The sequence below is a fragment of the Gilvimarinus polysaccharolyticus genome (assembly GCF_001187555.1).
Taxonomy (GTDB): Bacteria; Pseudomonadota; Gammaproteobacteria; order Pseudomonadales; family Cellvibrionaceae; genus Gilvimarinus; species Gilvimarinus polysaccharolyticus.
In genome coordinates this window covers 1,467,735-1,485,266 of record NZ_LFIJ01000001.1, presented here as the reverse complement: position 1 = coordinate 1,485,266, position 17,532 = coordinate 1,467,735, and the positions used below count along the sequence as shown (strand labels likewise).

Annotated in this window: 13 protein-coding genes and 1 tRNA gene; 13 read left to right on the top strand and 1 reads right to left on the bottom strand. The window is 48.7% G+C overall.

Features of this window, described 5'->3' with window-relative positions; translation table 11 throughout:
* Window positions 1–88 precede the first annotated feature (88 nt).
* From edd to GILYN3_RS06390, 12 genes are all read left to right on the top strand, one after another.
* On the top strand, window positions 89–1,903 hold the full coding sequence (gene edd / locus GILYN3_RS06445) for a phosphogluconate dehydratase (protein WP_049722070.1): 1,815 nt from the start codon (window positions 89–91) through the stop codon (window positions 1,901–1,903).
* A 58-nt stretch (window positions 1,904–1,961) separates the two neighbouring features.
* Complete coding sequence (gene zwf / locus GILYN3_RS06440) at window positions 1,962–3,434, top strand: glucose-6-phosphate dehydrogenase (RefSeq protein WP_049722069.1); 1,473 nt, start codon at window positions 1,962–1,964, stop codon at window positions 3,432–3,434.
* Between the two features lie 10 nt (window positions 3,435–3,444).
* Entirely contained in the window at window positions 3,445–4,152 is a 708-nt protein-coding gene (gene pgl, locus GILYN3_RS06435) for a 6-phosphogluconolactonase (RefSeq protein ID WP_049722068.1), read from the top strand.
* Between the two features lie 26 nt (window positions 4,153–4,178).
* Complete coding sequence (gene eda, locus GILYN3_RS06430) at window positions 4,179–4,811, top strand: bifunctional 4-hydroxy-2-oxoglutarate aldolase/2-dehydro-3-deoxy-phosphogluconate aldolase (RefSeq protein WP_084005151.1); 633 nt, start codon at window positions 4,179–4,181, stop codon at window positions 4,809–4,811.
* Window positions 4,812–4,928: 117 nt separating this feature from the next.
* Entirely contained in the window at window positions 4,929–5,939 is a 1,011-nt protein-coding gene (gap, locus tag GILYN3_RS06425) for a type I glyceraldehyde-3-phosphate dehydrogenase (protein ID WP_049722067.1), read from the top strand.
* 12 nt (window positions 5,940–5,951) lie between these two features.
* Entirely contained in the window at window positions 5,952–7,388 is a 1,437-nt protein-coding gene (pyk, locus tag GILYN3_RS06420; RefSeq protein WP_049722066.1) for a pyruvate kinase, read from the top strand.
* A gap of 124 nt (window positions 7,389–7,512) precedes the next feature.
* Window positions 7,513–8,355 (top strand): M23 family metallopeptidase, encoded by an 843-nt coding sequence (locus GILYN3_RS06415; protein WP_049722065.1) that lies wholly within the window; start codon window positions 7,513–7,515, stop codon window positions 8,353–8,355.
* Between the two features lie 103 nt (window positions 8,356–8,458).
* The gene (locus GILYN3_RS06410) at window positions 8,459–8,656 is read left to right on the top strand and encodes a Trm112 family protein (protein ID WP_049722064.1); all 198 of its coding nucleotides are present in this window, start codon (window positions 8,459–8,461) and stop codon (window positions 8,654–8,656) included.
* Window positions 8,657–8,701: 45 nt separating this feature from the next.
* A complete protein-coding gene (gene alaS / locus GILYN3_RS06405) occupies window positions 8,702–11,296 on the top strand; it encodes an alanine--tRNA ligase (protein ID WP_049722063.1) in 2,595 nt (864 codons plus the stop codon).
* A 126-nt stretch (window positions 11,297–11,422) separates the two neighbouring features.
* Window positions 11,423–12,658, top strand: coding sequence for an aspartate kinase (locus tag GILYN3_RS06400; RefSeq protein WP_049722062.1), 1,236 nt, complete (start codon window positions 11,423–11,425; stop codon window positions 12,656–12,658).
* Between the two features lie 231 nt (window positions 12,659–12,889).
* On the top strand, window positions 12,890–13,081 hold the full coding sequence (csrA, locus tag GILYN3_RS06395) for a carbon storage regulator CsrA (protein WP_049722061.1): 192 nt from the start codon (window positions 12,890–12,892) through the stop codon (window positions 13,079–13,081).
* Between the two features lie 215 nt (window positions 13,082–13,296).
* Window positions 13,297–13,386 (top strand) — tRNA-Ser (locus GILYN3_RS06390).
* A gap of 398 nt (window positions 13,387–13,784) precedes the next feature.
* Here the strand turns inward: GILYN3_RS06390 and GILYN3_RS06385 are convergent.
* Complete coding sequence (locus tag GILYN3_RS06385) at window positions 13,785–15,359, bottom strand: FG-GAP repeat domain-containing protein (protein ID WP_049722060.1); 1,575 nt, start codon at window positions 15,357–15,359, stop codon at window positions 13,785–13,787.
* 410 nt (window positions 15,360–15,769) lie between these two features.
* Between GILYN3_RS06385 and GILYN3_RS06380 the strand changes: the two genes are divergently transcribed.
* Window positions 15,770–17,437 carry a BCCT family transporter gene (locus tag GILYN3_RS06380; RefSeq protein WP_049722059.1) on the top strand — a complete coding sequence of 556 codons (1,668 nt, stop codon included), beginning with the start codon at window positions 15,770–15,772 and terminating at the stop codon, window positions 17,435–17,437.
* Window positions 17,438–17,532 lie beyond the last annotated feature (95 nt).

The window sequence follows — 17,532 nt, the reverse complement described above, 5'->3', positions numbered from 1 at the left end:
CATTACAGCCATAAACCCCACTTAAGCCGGCCCTCCCGCTTAGGTGGCAGTCTGTATTCCTAAGCATACGACGACTAATGGTAACAAAATGACCGATAGCAAAATTGCTGCAATTACTGAGCGCATCATTGAGAGAAGCCGCGGCGCACGCGAGGCTTATTTGGCTAAAATTGAGCGCGACCGCTCTAACGGCCCCGCTCGCAAGCGCCTGTCTTGCGGTAACTTAGCACACGGCTTTGCCGCTAGCACTAATGCTGATAAAGCGGCGTTAGCCGAAGGCGACGCACCTAATTTGGGGGTTATATCCTCTTACAATGAGATGCTCTCGGCGCATGAGCCGTATGGCACTTATTTAGATCCTATTAAAAAATCGGCCTATGAAGTGGGTATGACCGCTCAGTTCGCCGGTGGTGTGCCAGCCATGTGCGATGGGGTGACACAGGGTCGCGAGGGTATGGATTTATCTCTATTTAGTCGCGATGTAATTGCCATGTCGACCGCAATTGCCTTGTCTCACGATATGTTTGACGGCGCAATTTGTTTGGGGATTTGCGATAAGATCGTACCTGGGTTGGCGATAGGGTCGTTATCTTTTGGCCAGCTCCCTGTTATTTTTATTCCCGCGGGCCCCATGACCCCCGGTTTACCAAACGCCGAGAAAGTGCGTGTGCGGCAACTATTTGCCGAAGGTAAAGTGGGGCGTAAAGAGTTGCTTGAAGCTGAGAGTGCCTCATACCACAGCGCTGGTACCTGTACCTTTTACGGCACTGCCAACAGCAACCAAATGCTGATGGAGATTATGGGGCTCCACTTGCCCGGCAGCTCTTTTGTTAATCCAGGCACGCCACTGCGTGACGCTTTGACCGACGCTGCGGTAAAGCAGTTGGCGGCAATTACCATGCGCGGTAATTACACCCCAATGGCCGAGGTGGTTAACGAAAAAACAATCGTTAACGGTATGGTTGGTCTATTGGCAACAGGGGGTTCTACCAATCACGCGATTCACATCATGGCTATTGCGCGCGCGGCCGGTGTTATTGTCGATTGGCAAGACTTGTCTGATTTATCTGATGCGGTACCACTCATGTGCCGTATTTATCCCAACGGCCTTGCCGATATTAACCGCTTCCAAGCGGTGGGCGGTATGGGTTACCTGATGCGTGAATTACGCAAAGAAGGGATCTTACACGACGATGTTAAAACCGTGATGGGTGAAGGTGGCTTGGCGCCATATACTCAAGAGCCTTTCTTGGATGATGGCAAATTGGTGTGGCGTGATGCGCCCACCGAAAGTTTAGACGATGGGGTATTACGACCAGCAAAAAGCGCCTTTAGTCCCACCGGTGGTATGCGACTTTTGACCGGCAATCTAGGCCGCTGTGTTATCAAGGTATCAGCGGTTAAGCCCGAGCACCGCAAAGTGAAAGCGCCGGCCGTAGTTTTTCAAACACAAAATGCCTTGCAAGAAGCGTTTAAAGCCGGTGAGCTAGATAAAGACTTTATTGCGGTAGTGCGTTTTCAGGGGCCAAAAGCGTGTGGTATGCCCGAGCTGCATAAGCTCACCCCACCGCTTGGTGTATTGCAAGATCGTGGCTACAAAGTGGCCTTGGTCACTGATGGTCGTATGTCCGGTGCTTCAGGGAAAATCCCTGCGGCGATACATTTAACGCCCGAAGCATTAGATGACGGCCCCATCGGCCTGGTTCGCGACGGTGATATCATCGAAGTCGATGCCGAAAGTGGTATTTTGCATTTGCACGTTGATGAAAAAGAATTGGCGGCACGCGAACATGCTTCAATTGATTTAAGTGAAAGCCATGAAGGTATGGGGCGAGAGCTCTTTGCCCCCTTGCGACAAACTGTTGGTGCGGCCGAAGAAGGCGCCACCGTTTTTCGTTGGTAGCTGTTGGTAGTTGTAGTCAAACAACGCATATTTATAGTTTATAAGGTGAGATTCTTTCATGCAGAAACCTTTTGATTTTGTCATTTTTGGAGGCGCCGGCGATTTAGCGCTGCGCAAGTTGATTCCGGCTTGGTATCGGGCCCACCGCGAGGGGCAAATGCCAAAAGGCTCGCGTATTTTTGGTACGGTACGTAAAGCCGAGCAAGCTGAAAACTATCGTGCGATGGTTCGCGAGGCCGCTTACAATTACTTAGCCGATGAAATTGATGACGACACTTGGAATGAATTTGAAGCATGCGTGCACGGTGTTTTTATTAATATCACCGAGCGCGACGAGCATTGGGACGCTTTGGCCAAAACCCTAGATAGCGGCAATGATGAGCGCATCTTTTATATGGCAACGCCTCCGGCAGTGTTTTCGGCTTGCTGTAAAAACATCTCTGAGTCCGGCATGATTAGCCAGCACTCACGCGTTGTGGTGGAAAAACCATTAGGCTATGACAGCGCTTCGGCCGAATCTATTAACGCCGAGATCGCCCAGTACTTTAAAGAAGATGACATATTCCGTATTGACCATTACTTAGGTAAAGAGGCCGTTCAAAATCTACTGGCATTGCGCTTTACCAACTGCATTTTTGAGCACCTGTGGGATTCTAAGTCTATAGATCACGTAGAAATTAGCATTTCTGAAACCGTGGGTTTAGAAGGGCGTGCAAGCTTTTACGATGATGCTGGCGCACTGCGAGACATGGTGCAAAACCATTTGATGCAGCTCCTGTGCTTAGTGGCCATGGAGCCTCCAAGCAAGCTTAACGCCGATAGCATTCGCGCCGAAAAGCTCAAAGTGTTAGATGCTTTGCGCCCTTTGGTCGGTGATGATGTGGTAGCTAACACTGTACGTGGGCAATATGTAGCGGGTGAATCTGGTGGCAAACAGGTGCCAGGCTATCTGGATGAGTTGGGTAAAGAGAGCAACACCGAGACGTTTGTGGCAATTCGCGCGCATATTGATAATTGGCGTTGGTCTAACGTGCCTTTCTATCTCCGTACGGGTAAGCGTTTAAAGCAGCGCTGTGCTGAAATTATAATCCAGTATAAGACGGTTACTCATCATATTTACCCCGAGTCAGCCGGGCCGATGACTCCTAATCGTTTAGTTATCCAGCTGCAACCTGATGAGCGGGTGCAGATGATCGTGACCTCTAATAACTTAGAGAAGCACGAAGCCGAGTTGGTGCCAAGCGTACTTAATTTGAATCTTACTGATAACTACGAAAAATACTATTCTGACGCCTACAAACGATTGATGTTAGATGCGGCCGCTAATAATCCCGCATTGTTTATTCACCGTAACGAGGTAGATGCCGCTTGGGGGTGGATTGATCCGATCATAGATGCATGGCAGCGCCCTGAAAATAAGCCGCAGCCTTACTCAGCTGGTAGTTGGGGCCCGCGTGCTGCTGCAGACCTACTGCGTAATGATGGTCGCTGTTGGTTTAACGTCGGCGAAAACATTAAGTGTCAAAATTAGGGGTTTGGTCATGGCTGTAGTTGAACGTTTTTACGACTCTCGTGAGGCGATGATCGATGCCGTTTTTGAGCATACCATTGACGCTCTCAGAGCCGCTTTAGCTGATGGCGATTCGGCAAGTTTTTTAGTCTCCGGCGGTAGTTCGCCGGCGCCGATTTATCAGCGCTTGTCCGAAGCTGAGCTGGCTTGGAATGATATTAAAGTTGCACTAGTTGACGAGCGTTGGGTGAACTTTGATCACGATAAAAGTAATGAAGCTTTTATCGTAAAAACCCTACTGCAAAATGGCGCAGCCAATGCCACGTTAGTGGGGATGAAAAACACCGCAGCAACCGCGCTTGACGGTCTTAAGCAATGTGAGGCGGCTTACCAAACGCTATCTTCACCGTTTGATATCACAATCTTGGGTATGGGACCAGACGGTCATACGGCGTCTTTGTTTCCCCATGCTCAAGGGCTAACTGAAGCATTAACGACCGATGCGTTATGCAGCGCAATCACAGCCAAGCAAAGTGAGGTCACAGGTGATTGCACTGAGCGGATGACGTTGTCGTTGGCCGGCATTGTTAATAGTAAGCATGTGTTGTTACTTATATCTGGTGATGAAAAGCTCGCAACTTATCGCGAAGCGCTGGCCGGTGGCGATGTGGCCGATATGCCAGTACGTGCAGTATTGCAACAAAATGACGTGCCAGTAACTGTTTACTGGGCGCCTTAATTAACGAACATTACGAGGATGTTTACGTGGGTCTATCTATAGATGATATTTTAAAAGTAGCTCCGGTTGTGCCGGTAATGGTCGTTGAGAACCTAGACGATGCGGTTCCGTTAGCGCAAGCGCTTTATAATGGTGGCTTAAAAGTATTGGAAATTACTTTGCGCACACCGGTCGCTCTAGAGGCAATTAGTGCAATGGTTAAAGCTTTGCCAGATGATGCCGTGATTGGCTCGGGCACCGTTGTTACTCCAGCCGACTTACAAGCATCGGTCGATGCTGGCGCTAAGTTTATGGTTAGCCCGGGTACTACCGCGGCGTTAATCGAAGCCGCGAAGCAGTGTGATGTTCCATTGCTGCCAGGTATTGCCACTCCATCAGAGGCGATGAACCTTTACACTCAAGGTTTTACTCACCTAAAGTTTTTCCCCGCTGAAGCCGCTGGCGGCATCAGTATGGTTAAGTCTATTGGTGGCCCGTTGCCGCAAATTACCTTTTGTCCTACTGGCGGCATTAATTTAGAGAAAGCACCAAGCTATTTGGCCTTGCCTAATGTTGCTTGTGTAGGTGGTACTTGGATGGCTCCAAAAAATCTGATTGCTGAGAAAAAGTGGGATGAAATTGAAGTGTTGGCTCGTCAAGCCGCAAGTTTATCGCGCTAATAAGATCGATTTGAATAAAGTAGATATTTTAGCGTAGCCACTATTGCTGCTGCGCGCAAAAAATTAGGTTACTAGTCCCGTTTTAGCGGCGGGTACAATTTTATAGGAGAGGCATAAATGACAATTCGAGTGGCTATTAATGGTTACGGACGTATTGGCCGCAATGTTCTGCGGGCATTGTATGAGTCTGGTTATCGCGATCGCATTCAAGTGGTCGCAGTAAATGATTTGGGTGACGCAAAAATGAATGCGCACTTGACTAAATACGATTCAGTGCATGGCCGTTTCCCTGGTGAAGTTCATGTTGATGGCGACAAAATGATTGTTAACGGCGATGAAATCCAAATCACCGCCGAGCGTAATCCGGCTGACCTGCCTTGGGGTAAGTTAAACGTTGATGTGGTTTATGAATGCACCGGTATTTTTACCAGCCGCGATAAAGCTAAACTACACTTAGATGCTGGCGCTAAAAAAGTTATTATTTCGGCTCCAGGTACCGACGTTGATGCCACCGTTGTTTATGGTGTTAACAACAATATTTTAAAAGCGACGGATGAAATTATTTCTAACGCTTCTTGTACCACTAACTGCTTGGCTCCAGTTGCTAAAGTATTGAACGATAAGTTTGGTATTGAGCAAGGCGCAATGACTACGATTCACGCTTACACTAATGATCAAAATTTGAGTGACGTGTTTCATAAAGATGTTTACCGCGCACGTTCTGCCACTCAGTCTATGATTCCAACATCAACCGGCGCTGCTCGCGCGGTAGCATTGGTGTTGCCAGAGTTGGCTGGCAAGCTGGATGGTATGTCGGTTCGAGTTCCAACCATTAACGTCTCGTTGGTGGATTTAAATGTTCTGGTTAAAACTGATGTAACAGTTGAGCAAGTTAATGCGGCAATGAAAGAAGCTGCTGCTAACGAAATGCCTGGTGTGTTGGTTTATAACGACGAGCCATTAGTTTCTATCGATTTCAACCATAATCCAGCTTCTTCTAACTTTGACTCTACGCAGACCAAAGTAATGGGAACTCGCTGGATTAAAATTATGTCTTGGTATGATAACGAATGGGGTTTCTCCAATCGCATGTTAGATAACACCATTGCCCTGATGAACGCTAAATAAACGAGATATATTATGTTACGCCGTACAAAAATCGTCAGTACATTGGGACCTGCTTCAGAATCTGAAGAAGTGTTGGAAAAATTAATTCTTGCTGGGGTTAACGTGGTGAGATTGAATTTCTCGCACGGCTCTCCGGAAGATCACAAGGCGCGTGCAGAAGCTGTACGCCGCTTGGCTAGTAAGCACAATCGCTATGTAGCAGTTTTAGGTGATTTGCAAGGGCCAAAAATTCGGATTGCACGATTTTCCGAAGGCCCGATTCGTTTAGAGATTGGTGATAAGTTCATATTGGACGCCTCTCTGGAGCGTGATGCGGGCACTAAAGAGCACGTTGGGATTGACTATAAAGAACTGCCAAACGATTGTGTTGCAGGCGACAAGTTATTACTTGACGACGGACGCGTGGTGTTGGATGTTGACAAAATCGAAGGTACTAAAGTTTTCTGTACCACCAGTGTTGCTGGACCTTTGTCAAACAATAAAGGCATTAACCGTCAAGGTGGTGGTTTGACTGCTCCGGCATTGACTGAAAAAGACTTTGCCGATATTAAAACAGCTGCTGAAATTGATGTAGATTATTTGGCCGTATCTTTTCCGCGTAGCGCTGATGATATGAACGCGGCACGTAAACTACTAGAAGCCGCTGGTGGTAAAGCGGGCTTGGTATCAAAAATCGAGCGCGCCGAAGCAGTTGCCGATGACAAAACCCTGGATGAGATTATTGCCGCCAGTGATGCAGTAATGGTCGCGCGTGGTGATTTGGGTGTTGAGATTGGCGATGCCGCTTTGATCGGCGTTCAGAAGCGTATTATTGCTCGCTCACGTGCACAAAACAAAGTGGTCATTACTGCAACGCAGATGATGGAATCAATGATTAACAGCCCACTGCCAACACGTGCCGAAGTGTTTGATGTGGCTAACGCCGTATTAGATGGCACCGATGCGGTGATGTTGTCTGCAGAAACCGCTGCTGGTGATTTTCCGGTAGAAACGGTAGAGGCAATGGCTCGTATTATTATTGGTGCTGAGCAACATCCACAGGCGAGCTATGACTCTTATCGTATGAATGAAGAGTTTGGCAATATTGGTGAGTCGATAGCTTTGGCCGCCATGTACACTGCCAACCACTTGCCTGCGGTAAAAGCAATTATTGCCTTGACTGAGTCGGGCACTACGCCTCGCTTAATGTCACGGGTGGGCTCGCAGTTGCCTATCTTCGCATTTTCGCGTCATATTGCTACTCAGCGTCGTGTTGCTTTGTATCGCGGTGTGCGTCCGGTGCCGTTTGAAAGTGTTAGTGCACCGTCTAGCGCCGATTACGTGCGTGCGATGAATATCTTGAAAGAAAATGGTGTTCTGGTAGATGGCGATATGATTATTATCACCGGTGGTGATACTGATCAGCTCGGCGGCACCAATGCCATGAAGATTCTTAAAGTTGGTGAATAACCCGCGATAAGCTTTGAGCTTAGAGTGATAAAAACGGCAGCTTCGGCTGCCGTTTTTTTTGATTTAAGACCAAGCGTAACAATGTAAATGCTGTAATATCATCGGATAACTAAGCGGAGGCTTTATGAAGACGGTGTGTTTGTTTCTTGGGTTAATTTTTTGCAGCACGGTATGGGGCAGCTCATCTTCCAATGTTATAGAGCTGAACGGGGCTTGGCAGCAGGGCGCAGTTTTACGCGGCCATGTGCCGGTAGACAGTGAGTTGCAACTAAACGGCTCGCCGGTAACGGTAGGTAAAGGTGGGGAGTTTGTGTTCGGTCTGGGCCGAGACGCGGCCGATAGTGCACAATTAACTCTCACTCTGGCCAGTGGTGAAACGCTAACCAGCAGTTATACCGTGACGCCTCGTGAATACCAGGTCCAGCGTATAACCGGTGTGCCGCAAAAAACAGTCACTCCTTCGGCAGCCCAGCAAGCGCGTTCGAGCAAAGAGGCCGCCAAAGTATGGCAAGCCAGGCAGTTACGCGGCAGTGCTACGGACTTTATGCAAGACTTTAAATGGCCTTTAATCGGCCCTATTACTGGGGTGTATGGTTCGCAGCGGGTTTATAACGGCGAGCCTCGTCGGCCTCATTATGGGGTGGATATTGCTGCGCCGACAGGGACACCTGTTCTGGCACCGGCGGCTGGCGAAGTCAGCTTAGCGGAGCCAGATCTTTTTTACTCCGGCGGTACTTTAATTATTGATCACGGCCACGGTTTATCGTCTACCTTTATTCATCTGTCTAAGATTACGGTAAAGGTTGGCCAGCGAGTTGAGCAGGGTGATTTGATCGCGGAGGTGGGTGCGACTGGCCGAGCCACCGGGCCGCACTTAGATTGGCGTATGAACTGGCTCGATCAGCGGGTAGATCCAGCCACTTTAGTCGGGCCGATGCCTACCCAGTCGGCCAGCGGATCGCCGTGAAGACAGCGGCGTCTGGGCAGTGTAATATAGCGCCCCAAACATGATTGATTTTCGCCAGTACCGTGGCGGTTTAAATCGCCGGTAGACAGAGGCTAGAGATGAGATGATCGACAAAAAGCTACTCAGTATATTGGTGTGCCCGGTAAGCAAGGGTGAGCTGGACTATCAGGCCGATAAAAATGAATTAGTTTGCTGGAGCGCGGGGCTTGCATACCCTGTTCGGGACGGTATTCCTGTAATGCTAGAAAGCGAGGCACGGTACCTTTCTGATGAAGAAAAACAGCAACATAAACACTGCTGAAACCGGCAATACGTACAACAATGACCCTAGACCGACGGATACACTATGAAAAGCGCTGAAATTCGCGACGCCTTTTTACATTATTTTGAATCAAAACAGCACACTATTGTTGCTAGCAGTTCGCTAGTGCCGGGCAATGATCCGACCCTGCTCTTTAGCAATGCCGGAATGGTGCAATTTAAAGATGTTTTTCTTGGCTCGGACCCGCGCAGCTATACCCGCGCGACCAGTTCGCAGCGTTGTGTTCGTGCCGGTGGCAAGCACAACGATTTAGAAAATGTTGGTTATACCGCGCGTCATCACACCTTCTTTGAAATGCTTGGTAACTTTAGTTTTGGCGATTACTTTAAACGCGACGCTATTCATTATGCGTGGGAGTTTTTAACCGGCGTACTTAAATTGCCACCTGAGCGTCTGTGGATCACGGTACACACCTCGGATGATGAAGCTGCCGACATTTGGTTAAAAGATGTGGGTGTTAGTGCCGAGCGCTTTTCTCGCCTTGGTGAAGATAACTTTTGGCAGATGGGCGATACCGGCCCCTGCGGTCCAAGCTCGGAAATTTTTTACGACCACGGTGCCGATGTGCCGGGTGGCCCTCCGGGTAGTGAGAACGATGATCTTGATCGTTACATCGAAATTTGGAATTTGGTGTTTATGCAGTACGAGCGCCAAGCCGATGGCGAGCTTAAGCCGTTGCCGAACCCGTCAATCGACACAGGCATGGGGCTTGAGCGTATTGCGGCTGTGATGCAAGGGGTACACACCAACTACGAAATTGATTTGTTTCAGCATTTACTTAAAGCTGCCGCTAGTGCGACTGGTACGCAAGACTTAGAAAACAAATCGTTGCGCGTAATTGCTGACCACATTCGCTCCAGTAGCTTTTTGATTAGTGATGGTGTTTTGCCGTCTAACGAAGGGCGTGGCTATGTGCTACGCCGTATTATTCGCCGCGCTATTCGTCATGGTCATCAGTTGGGGCAAGAAGGGGCTTTCTTCCATTCGCTGGTGGCGGCTCTGGCCGAGGTTATGGGCGATGCCTATCCCGAGCTTATCGAGCGCCAAGAACAAATTGCCAAAGTGTTATTAGCCGAAGAAGAGCAGTTTGCCAAAACTCTCGACAAAGGCATGACAGTATTAGAGGCGGCATTTGCCGAGCTTAGCGGCAGTGAAGTACCCGGCGATGTGGTGTTTACCTTATATGACACCTACGGTTTTCCAGTTGATTTAACAGCCGATATTGCGCGCGAGCGTAATTTGACCATCGATCAAGATGGTTATCAGCGCGCGATGACGCAACAGCGCGAGCGTGCACGCGCCGCAGGGCAGTTTAAAGTTGACTACACTCAAGCGGCTCTTGATTTGCCCGCAACTGAGTTTACCGGCTACACCGAGCTGGCCGGCCAAAGCCGTGTGCTGGCGGTATTGCGTGAAGGCGCAAGCGTTGCGACAGCGACTGAAGGCGATGATGTTGCACTGGTGCTCGATCAAACGTCTTTTTATGCCGAATCCGGTGGTCAGGCGGGCGATAGTGGCTACTTAGAAGCGCAAGGTGTGCGCTTTGAGGTTCGTGATTGCATTAAGCAGGGCAGTAACTTCTTGCACATTGGCCGTGTACTGCAAGGCAAAATAACGGCGGGAGATACGCTGCAAAGCCAGGTCGATGCCGAAGTCCGCACCGCCACAGCACTTAATCACTCGGCAACACATCTATTACACGCTGCGCTGCGTACTTTATTAGGCGAGCACGTGAATCAGAAGGGCTCACTGGTAGACTCCGAGCGTTTACGCTTTGATTTTTCGCACTTCGAGGCGGTAACCCCGGACGAGCTTAAGGCGATTGAAACGCTGATTAACGACCAAATTCGTGCTAACACTGCGGTTAAAACTGAGCTGTGCGATATGGAAACGGCTAAAGAACGTGGTGCTATGGCGTTGTTTGGCGAAAAGTATGGCACTGAGGTGCGCGTACTAAGTATGGGCGATGGTTTTTCTGTAGAGCTGTGTGGCGGTACCCACGTTGCGCGCACGGGTGATATCGGCCTGATCCGTATTACCAGTGAATCTGGCATCGCTTCGGGGGTGCGCCGTATCGAGGCGGTAACGGGTCGCACCGCATTGGCATTGTTTGATCAGCTTAATAACCGTTTGCAGCAAGCTGCCAGTGTCATTAAAGCCAATCCAGACAATTTAGTGGATAAGCTTGAGCAGCTGGCATTACAAAATCGCAAGCTAGAAAAAGATTTGGCGGTATTAAAAACCAAATTAGCTACAGCGGGCAGTCGTGATCTGGTGGCCGAAGCGGTCGAGATCGACGGGATTAAAGTGTTGGCCGTAAAACTCGAAGGCGCCGATGCTAAATCTTTGCGTGACAGTGTTGATCAAATGAAAAACAAACTTGGCTCATCAGTGGTGTTATTGGCTTGCGTCGAAGACGATAAAATTGCCTTAGTTGCCGGTGTTAGCAAAGATGTTACCGGGCGAATTAAAGCGGGCGATCTGATGCGCCATGTTGCCACAATGGTGGGAGGCAAAGGTGGTGGACGCCCCGATATGGCGCAAGGCGGCGGCACCGATGTCGCAGCTTTAGACTCTGCATTAGCTTCTGTGAGCAATTGGGTAAAAGATGCACTGTGAGTGTAAATAATTGTATGCCATGGCAACAAACTGATTAACAAGTGTCTTAGTTTGGTGTTTAATTGCCGCCTTTCGCAATATGTGTAACGCGGTGCTATAGCTGAAAATGTGAGGAATAGGCCGAGAATGAGCTTATTGGTACAGAAATACGGGGGTACCTCGGTAGGTACTGTCGAGCGAATTGCAGCGGTTGCCGATAAAATTGCTGGGTTTCGTGCCGATGGCCATGACATGGTGATCGTTGTGTCGGCCATGAGTGGTGAAACCAATCGCTTAATTGCCCTGGCAAATGCTATTCAGTCAACGCCAGATCCGCGGGAAATGGATGTGCTAGTGTCCACTGGCGAGCAAGTCACTATTGCTTTGTTGTGTATGGCGCTTAAGCAGCGCGGTTGGGAGGCACGTTCTTATACTGGCACCCAAGTTAAAATTTTAACCGATAGCGCACATACCAAAGCGCGCATTCAGTCTATAGACGATAGCAATATGCGCGCGGACTTGGCCGCAGGCCGAGTAGTGGTGGTCGCGGGTTTTCAGGGCGTAGACGAGCAGGGCAATATTACCACACTAGGCCGTGGTGGCTCGGACACCACCGGTGTTGCTTTGGCAGCGGCTCTAAAAGCTGATGAATGCCAAATTTACACCGACGTCGATGGTGTCTATACCACCGATCCGCGCGTTGTCGATAAAGCGCGTCGATTAGAAAAAATCACCTTTGAAGAAATGCTGGAAATGGCGAGCCAAGGCTCTAAAGTTTTACAGATTCGCGCGGTAGAGTTTGCTGGTAAATACAACGTCCCGCTGCGGGTGTTATCCAGCTTTAAAGATGGTCCGGGAACCTTGATTACCCTCGATGAGGATGAGAACACTATGGAACAACCTGTCGTCTCTGGTATTGCCTTTAACCGCGATGAAGCAAAAGTTACTTTGGCCGGTATTCCCGACACTCCGGGTGTTGCCTCTAAGATTTTAGCACCGGTTGGCAAAGCCAATATTGAAGTTGATGTTATTGTGCAAAACGTAGCGGCCGACAACACCACCGATTTGACCTTTACTGTCAATAAATCTGACATGCAAAAAACCGTAGCGGTACTCGCCGATGTGGCTAAAGAGGTCGGTGCGCGCGAAGTGATCAGTGATGATGCGATAGCTAAGATTTCAATTGTTGGGGTAGGCATGCGCTCACACGCCGGCGTTGCAACAACTATGTTTACCGCCTTGGCCGAAGAGGGCATCAATATTCAGATGATCACCACCTCGGAAATCAAAATAACGGTGATTATCAGCGAAAAGTATCTCGAGTTGGCTGTGCGCAGTTTACACAGCGCCTTTGGCTTGGATGCCGAAGCGGTACAGGCGTAACAATCGCTGCTGTTATAGCGTAAGCCTGCACCAAAAAGAGGGATGTTTGGGTTTGAGAGAACCTTTTTGGGGGCAACTCCCCCTTTTTGCCAAAAATGGTCAATACTGTAAGTAGCGAGCAAATAAGTTCGAGCTTGCGGTTAGCCTTAAGCGCGCAAGGGGGGTTAACTTATGGTGGCACTGGAGAGCGGAATCCAGCCGCAGTAACAGGATGGAACTAAGGAGTACGTTATGTTGATTTTAACCCGTCGTATTGGCGAAACCTTGATGGTTGGTGATGAGGTAACAGTCACCGTGTTGGGTGTAAAAGGCAACCAAGTACGAATTGGTGTCAATGCGCCAAAAGATATCGCAGTACACCGCGAAGAAATCTACCAGCGCATTCAGCGCGAAAAGCAAAATCAGGAAGATGACTTAGCATAAGCTCTTTCAGATACAGGCCTTTTGTCTGATAAACGGCAGCTTTATAGCTGCCGTTTTTTTGCTGTATTATTTTCATTCAAGCCGCTCAAATCATCGCCAATAGACTATTTTATTTAATAGAATGACTTACAACCCTTTGAATTTCTGTAAAATATGGTATTATGCCGCCCCAGTTGAGTGAAGCCAGAAGACGGTGCTTCGCGGTAAACTGACACGGAGAGGTGGCCGAGTGGCCGAAGGCGCTCCCCTGCTAAGGGAGTATACCTTGATCGGTATCGAGGGTTCGAATCCCTCCCTCTCCGCCATATATAAAAAACCGCTGGTTGCTAATGAAGCACCGGCGGTTTTTTTATGCGCGAAAGGTTAAAGGGAGGTGTTCGAACCCGACAGAGGGGTCGACCAAATGCTTGGAGCATTTGGCTCGCCGAAGGCGCCGCGAAGCGGTCAGGCACAGGACGTGCCTGATTGAATCCCTTCCTCTCCGCCATATATAAAAAACCGCTGCTTGCTAATGTAGCACCGGCGGTTTTTTTGTGCCTGAAAGGTTAATAAAGGGGGCTCTGACGGCTCTATGTCGTCTTACCGTCTAGCTGGGAGGCAATAAAGCGTTTGATGCAAATGGAGTCATCAAAAGTGCTGTAATGCAGGGCGAGTGGCTATGATAATTGCCACTCGCCGTTTAGGTCAGTTTTCTTTGGTGAATCTATTGGCTAGTAGATGTTACCGATGTGAATAACAGTAAGCGAGCGCTGTTTCCTCGCCGATCGGCCTTCATACCTTCAATATCCATTTGCTTACGTCCGTCCGTCTCTGTGCCTAAAAAATCTTTGAGAATATCCATGCGGAAAGAGCCAGTAACGATGTCCAGCTGGCCGTTGCCGGTGATATCCAGCAGCTCAAGTGGTACCAGCCCACGGTAAGCACCACTGATGGGACGTGGTTTAAACTGTTGCTGGCCATTATTTTCGAACCACACTAATGATTGTCGCTTGGGGTCATCCCAATAGTTGAGCCAGCTACTGGCGACAATGTCTAGGTCTCCATCTCCATCTAAGTCGCCCACTGCGGTACTGGCGGCACCATAAAAACGACCAATATCATGAGCGGCAAATTTTAAATTTCCTAGATTCTCTAGCCATTGCACTCCGTGGTAGGGTTTAGGATCTGTCTGGGTGTCAAACGCGTCACCGTTGGTAAAAATAATATCTAATTTACCGTCGTGATTCAGATCTTCTACCGCCATGCTTGTGGCCCCGAAGAGCGGGTGGCCTGCGGTGATAATATTGTGGCGTTGGAAGTTTCCCTTACCTTGATTCAAGAAAGCTATTATCGATTCATGCTCTTGTGCCACTAAGGTTACAAGGTCTAAGCGGCCATTGCCGTTAAGGTCCGCGGCGGTAATGTTTAACGCACCACTTAACGTTAGTAGGGAGTGTTTTTTATGGCCGCCTTCAACGAGGTTTTCCATCCAAAAAACCTCGCCTATATTGCCACCGCCAAAGACGGCTACCGCTAGGTCGAGATCCCCGTCTTCATCTAAATCCAGAGCTTGCATATCTGTCACGCGACCTAGTTGGTGCATCATCAAGGTTTTGCTAAAGGAGCCGTCCTTTTGTTGTTCCAAAAGGAATATCTTTCCTGCCAAAATACCGTTGGGAGGAAACGCACCTAGGTCAGCCACTAGAATATCCAATAAACCATCGCCGTTATAATCTACCACTTGGGTGGTAATCGGAATATCAATTTCAGCCAGAACGGTTTCTTGCCACTGAGGTTCTTTTTGAGTGTTGGTTTCTAATAAAATAACTTGATTACGCTCGCCGTCGCAGACTAGAAAGCTGTGATCTGCCTTGCGACCTAAATCTACTGCTTGGATATTTAAGATTTGTGGGATGGTTGATGCCTCGCCAATATTATTGGCGGTAAAACGAAACGCTGGGTGTGGTTGATCGATATAGGGCAGTGTTGGCAGCTCTTTTGGACTGCTGCCGTAATAAATCGCCTTAATGTGTTTGACGGCCGATTCCGGTATTACATCTTGGCCGGTACGATTTTTAGCCAGTATCACCATCGAATCAATAACGGCCGGCCAACTGTGCTTAGGCAGAAGTGAAGGGGAGGGTGCAGTATGGCAGCCACCGCAGTATTGCTGAACCATAGCAATGATTTCTTTGGTGGAGGGAGGGGCAACTTGTTCAGCCTGTACCAGTGAGCAGAAAAGTATTAAATAAATGCTCGCAGCCCGAGACACAATGCTGGATAGGCGACAAAAGCCCATGTCTATTCCTCGTGTTTAAATTTAGTAATCAGGATAACGTACTACCACGACGGAAAGAAAGAGTATCTTTTAACGGTGTACAGGCCGGAGTTTTATTGTGATCTCGAGTCGATTGCGCTCAATTTTCTACCTGGGCTTAATGAGTTTAGATTTCTGACGGGTTTAAAAAAGGGTGTACTGATCAACTTTGGGCTCAGCTGCTACAATACGGCCATATTCCGGTTTCTTTGAGGTTGATGCCTGTGTAAGGTTTTTTACACATTATTTGATGGCATTTTATTTCTAGTATTATCGTTATTTTCACAAATAAAGCGCTAAGCGTGCCTTTGTTTGTCAATACTGAGGTGAGTCATGTCCATAAGTTCTCAGCAGCACAATGTTTGGGTTAGTCGCCCTTCTGTGAGTCGTCAATGAGCAAGATCAAAATGTTTTTAAGGCGATATCTCGGTGATGTAGGCTTGGTATTTTACGTCTCGGTCCTGATCATTACTGTTTTTGTTATTGCTGCTGCGCTACAACCTGAGGCGGTTGAATCCACGGCTCAAAAACTGCTTGATGTGACGGCGAGAAATGTCGGCTGGATGTATCTAATGGCTACTACCGGCTTTGTATTATTTGTCTTTTTTCTTGCGTTTTCTCGATTCGGTTGTATTCGTTTGGGGCCAGACAATGAGTTAGCGGAGTTTTCTTACGTTAGCTGGTTGGCGATGATTTTCTCTGCGGGGATGGGGGTTGGTCTGGTGTTTTGGGGGGTCGCCGAACCCATGATGCATTTTAATGAGCCACCCCTTGGGTTAGGTGAGCCGCGCAGCGCAGAGGCGGCACAGCTGGGTATGCGTTACGCTTTCTTCCATTGGGGTTTTCACCAGTGGGCCAACTTTACCTTGGTCGGGTTGGCTATTGCCTATGTGCGCTTTCGTCATAATAGTCACGGTTTGATCAGTGAGACATTCCGCCCGTTATTAGGCCGTCGGGTAGATCAAGGTTGGGGAGCTGCCATCGATATTTTGGCTGTTATCTCCACTATATTTGGGGTCGCTACCACATTAGGGCTTGGTGCTTTACAAGTAAACAGCGGATTGGCTAGGTTAGGGGTCGCTGAATACACGGTAGTATCGCAGTTTATGATACTGGCAGGGCTGGCAACGCTGTTTATTATCTCGGCCATGACCCCGCTCGATAAAGGTATACGCTACCTCAGTAACGCCAATATGCTACTTGCCGCGGGGCTTTTGGTTTTTGTGCTTGTTACCGGGCCTACCGCATTTATTTTTGGCGAGCTGACGCAAACTGTCGGCGAGTATCTTGGCAATATTATTGAAATGAGCTTAGTGACCACACCTTATTCCCACGAGCATTGGGTAGAGCAGTGGACTATGTTTTATTGGGCTTGGGGCTTAAGTTGGGCGCCGTTTGTCGGCAGTTTTATTGCTCGAATATCAAAAGGCCGGACCATTCGAGAATTTGTGATGGGCGTGATGCTAGTGCCGGTTGCGTTAAGTATGTTGTGGTTCTCAACCTTTGGCGGTGCTGCGATACATTTTGAACTGTTTGATGGCGTGGGTATTGCCGATGCTGTGGCCAAAGAGGTTCCTGCGGGTCTTTATGTCCTGCTTGATCAGTTGCCTTGGGGCATTGTTGCAGCGATTTTGGCGGTAGCGCTGGTGTCTATGTTTGTGGTGACCTCGGCAGATTCTGCCACTTTTGTGTTAGGCATGTTTACCTCTAAAGGAGTGCTAACGCCAACGCGTTTTGTGCGTATTCTGTGGGGCTGCCTGCAGTTGTTAATGGCTTCCGTGCTCTTGCTTACCGGTGGCTTATATGGTCTGAGAACGGTCTCCATTATCGCGGCTTTTCCTTTTATGCTGTTAATGGTTTTGATGGCGTTTTCGCTGCATAAAGATCTTGCCGCAGAGATTCGGCGAAGGGAGGAGAAAGAATTGTTGATTCGAACTCGTATCGAGCAATGGTTACTGCGAGAGCCTGAGCGAGAAGCCGAGCACCAAGTGGAAGAGGCTATACATCCAACTGCGCCAGAGCAAGATTGCGAACCTCCGGTTAAAGTGCCAATCGCTTAGCTGGTGCCGAGTATGTCTAGGCTTAAGGTTGTGCGGCTGATAGTCTTGACGTTGCCGGAATAAAATTATTGTTGTTTCATTGCTTACAAGGTTTC

Coding starts and splice junctions, on each gene's coding strand:
- edd (WP_049722070.1), top strand. CDS start 89: ATGACCGATAGCAAAATTGCTGCAATTACTGAGCGCATCATTGAGAGA.
- zwf (WP_049722069.1), top strand. CDS start 1,962: ATGCAGAAACCTTTTGATTTTGTCATTTTTGGAGGCGCCGGCGATTTA.
- pgl (WP_049722068.1), top strand. CDS start 3,445: ATGGCTGTAGTTGAACGTTTTTACGACTCTCGTGAGGCGATGATCGAT.
- gap (WP_049722067.1), top strand. CDS start 4,929: ATGACAATTCGAGTGGCTATTAATGGTTACGGACGTATTGGCCGCAAT.
- pyk (WP_049722066.1), top strand. CDS start 5,952: ATGTTACGCCGTACAAAAATCGTCAGTACATTGGGACCTGCTTCAGAA.
- GILYN3_RS06415 (WP_049722065.1), top strand. CDS start 7,513: ATGAAGACGGTGTGTTTGTTTCTTGGGTTAATTTTTTGCAGCACGGTA.
- GILYN3_RS06410 (WP_049722064.1), top strand. CDS start 8,459: ATGATCGACAAAAAGCTACTCAGTATATTGGTGTGCCCGGTAAGCAAG.
- alaS (WP_049722063.1), top strand. CDS start 8,702: ATGAAAAGCGCTGAAATTCGCGACGCCTTTTTACATTATTTTGAATCA.
- GILYN3_RS06400 (WP_049722062.1), top strand. CDS start 11,423: ATGAGCTTATTGGTACAGAAATACGGGGGTACCTCGGTAGGTACTGTC.
- csrA (WP_049722061.1), top strand. CDS start 12,890: ATGTTGATTTTAACCCGTCGTATTGGCGAAACCTTGATGGTTGGTGAT.
- GILYN3_RS06385 (WP_049722060.1), bottom strand. CDS start 15,359: ATGGGCTTTTGTCGCCTATCCAGCATTGTGTCTCGGGCTGCGAGCATT.
- GILYN3_RS06380 (WP_049722059.1), top strand. CDS start 15,770: ATGAGCAAGATCAAAATGTTTTTAAGGCGATATCTCGGTGATGTAGGC.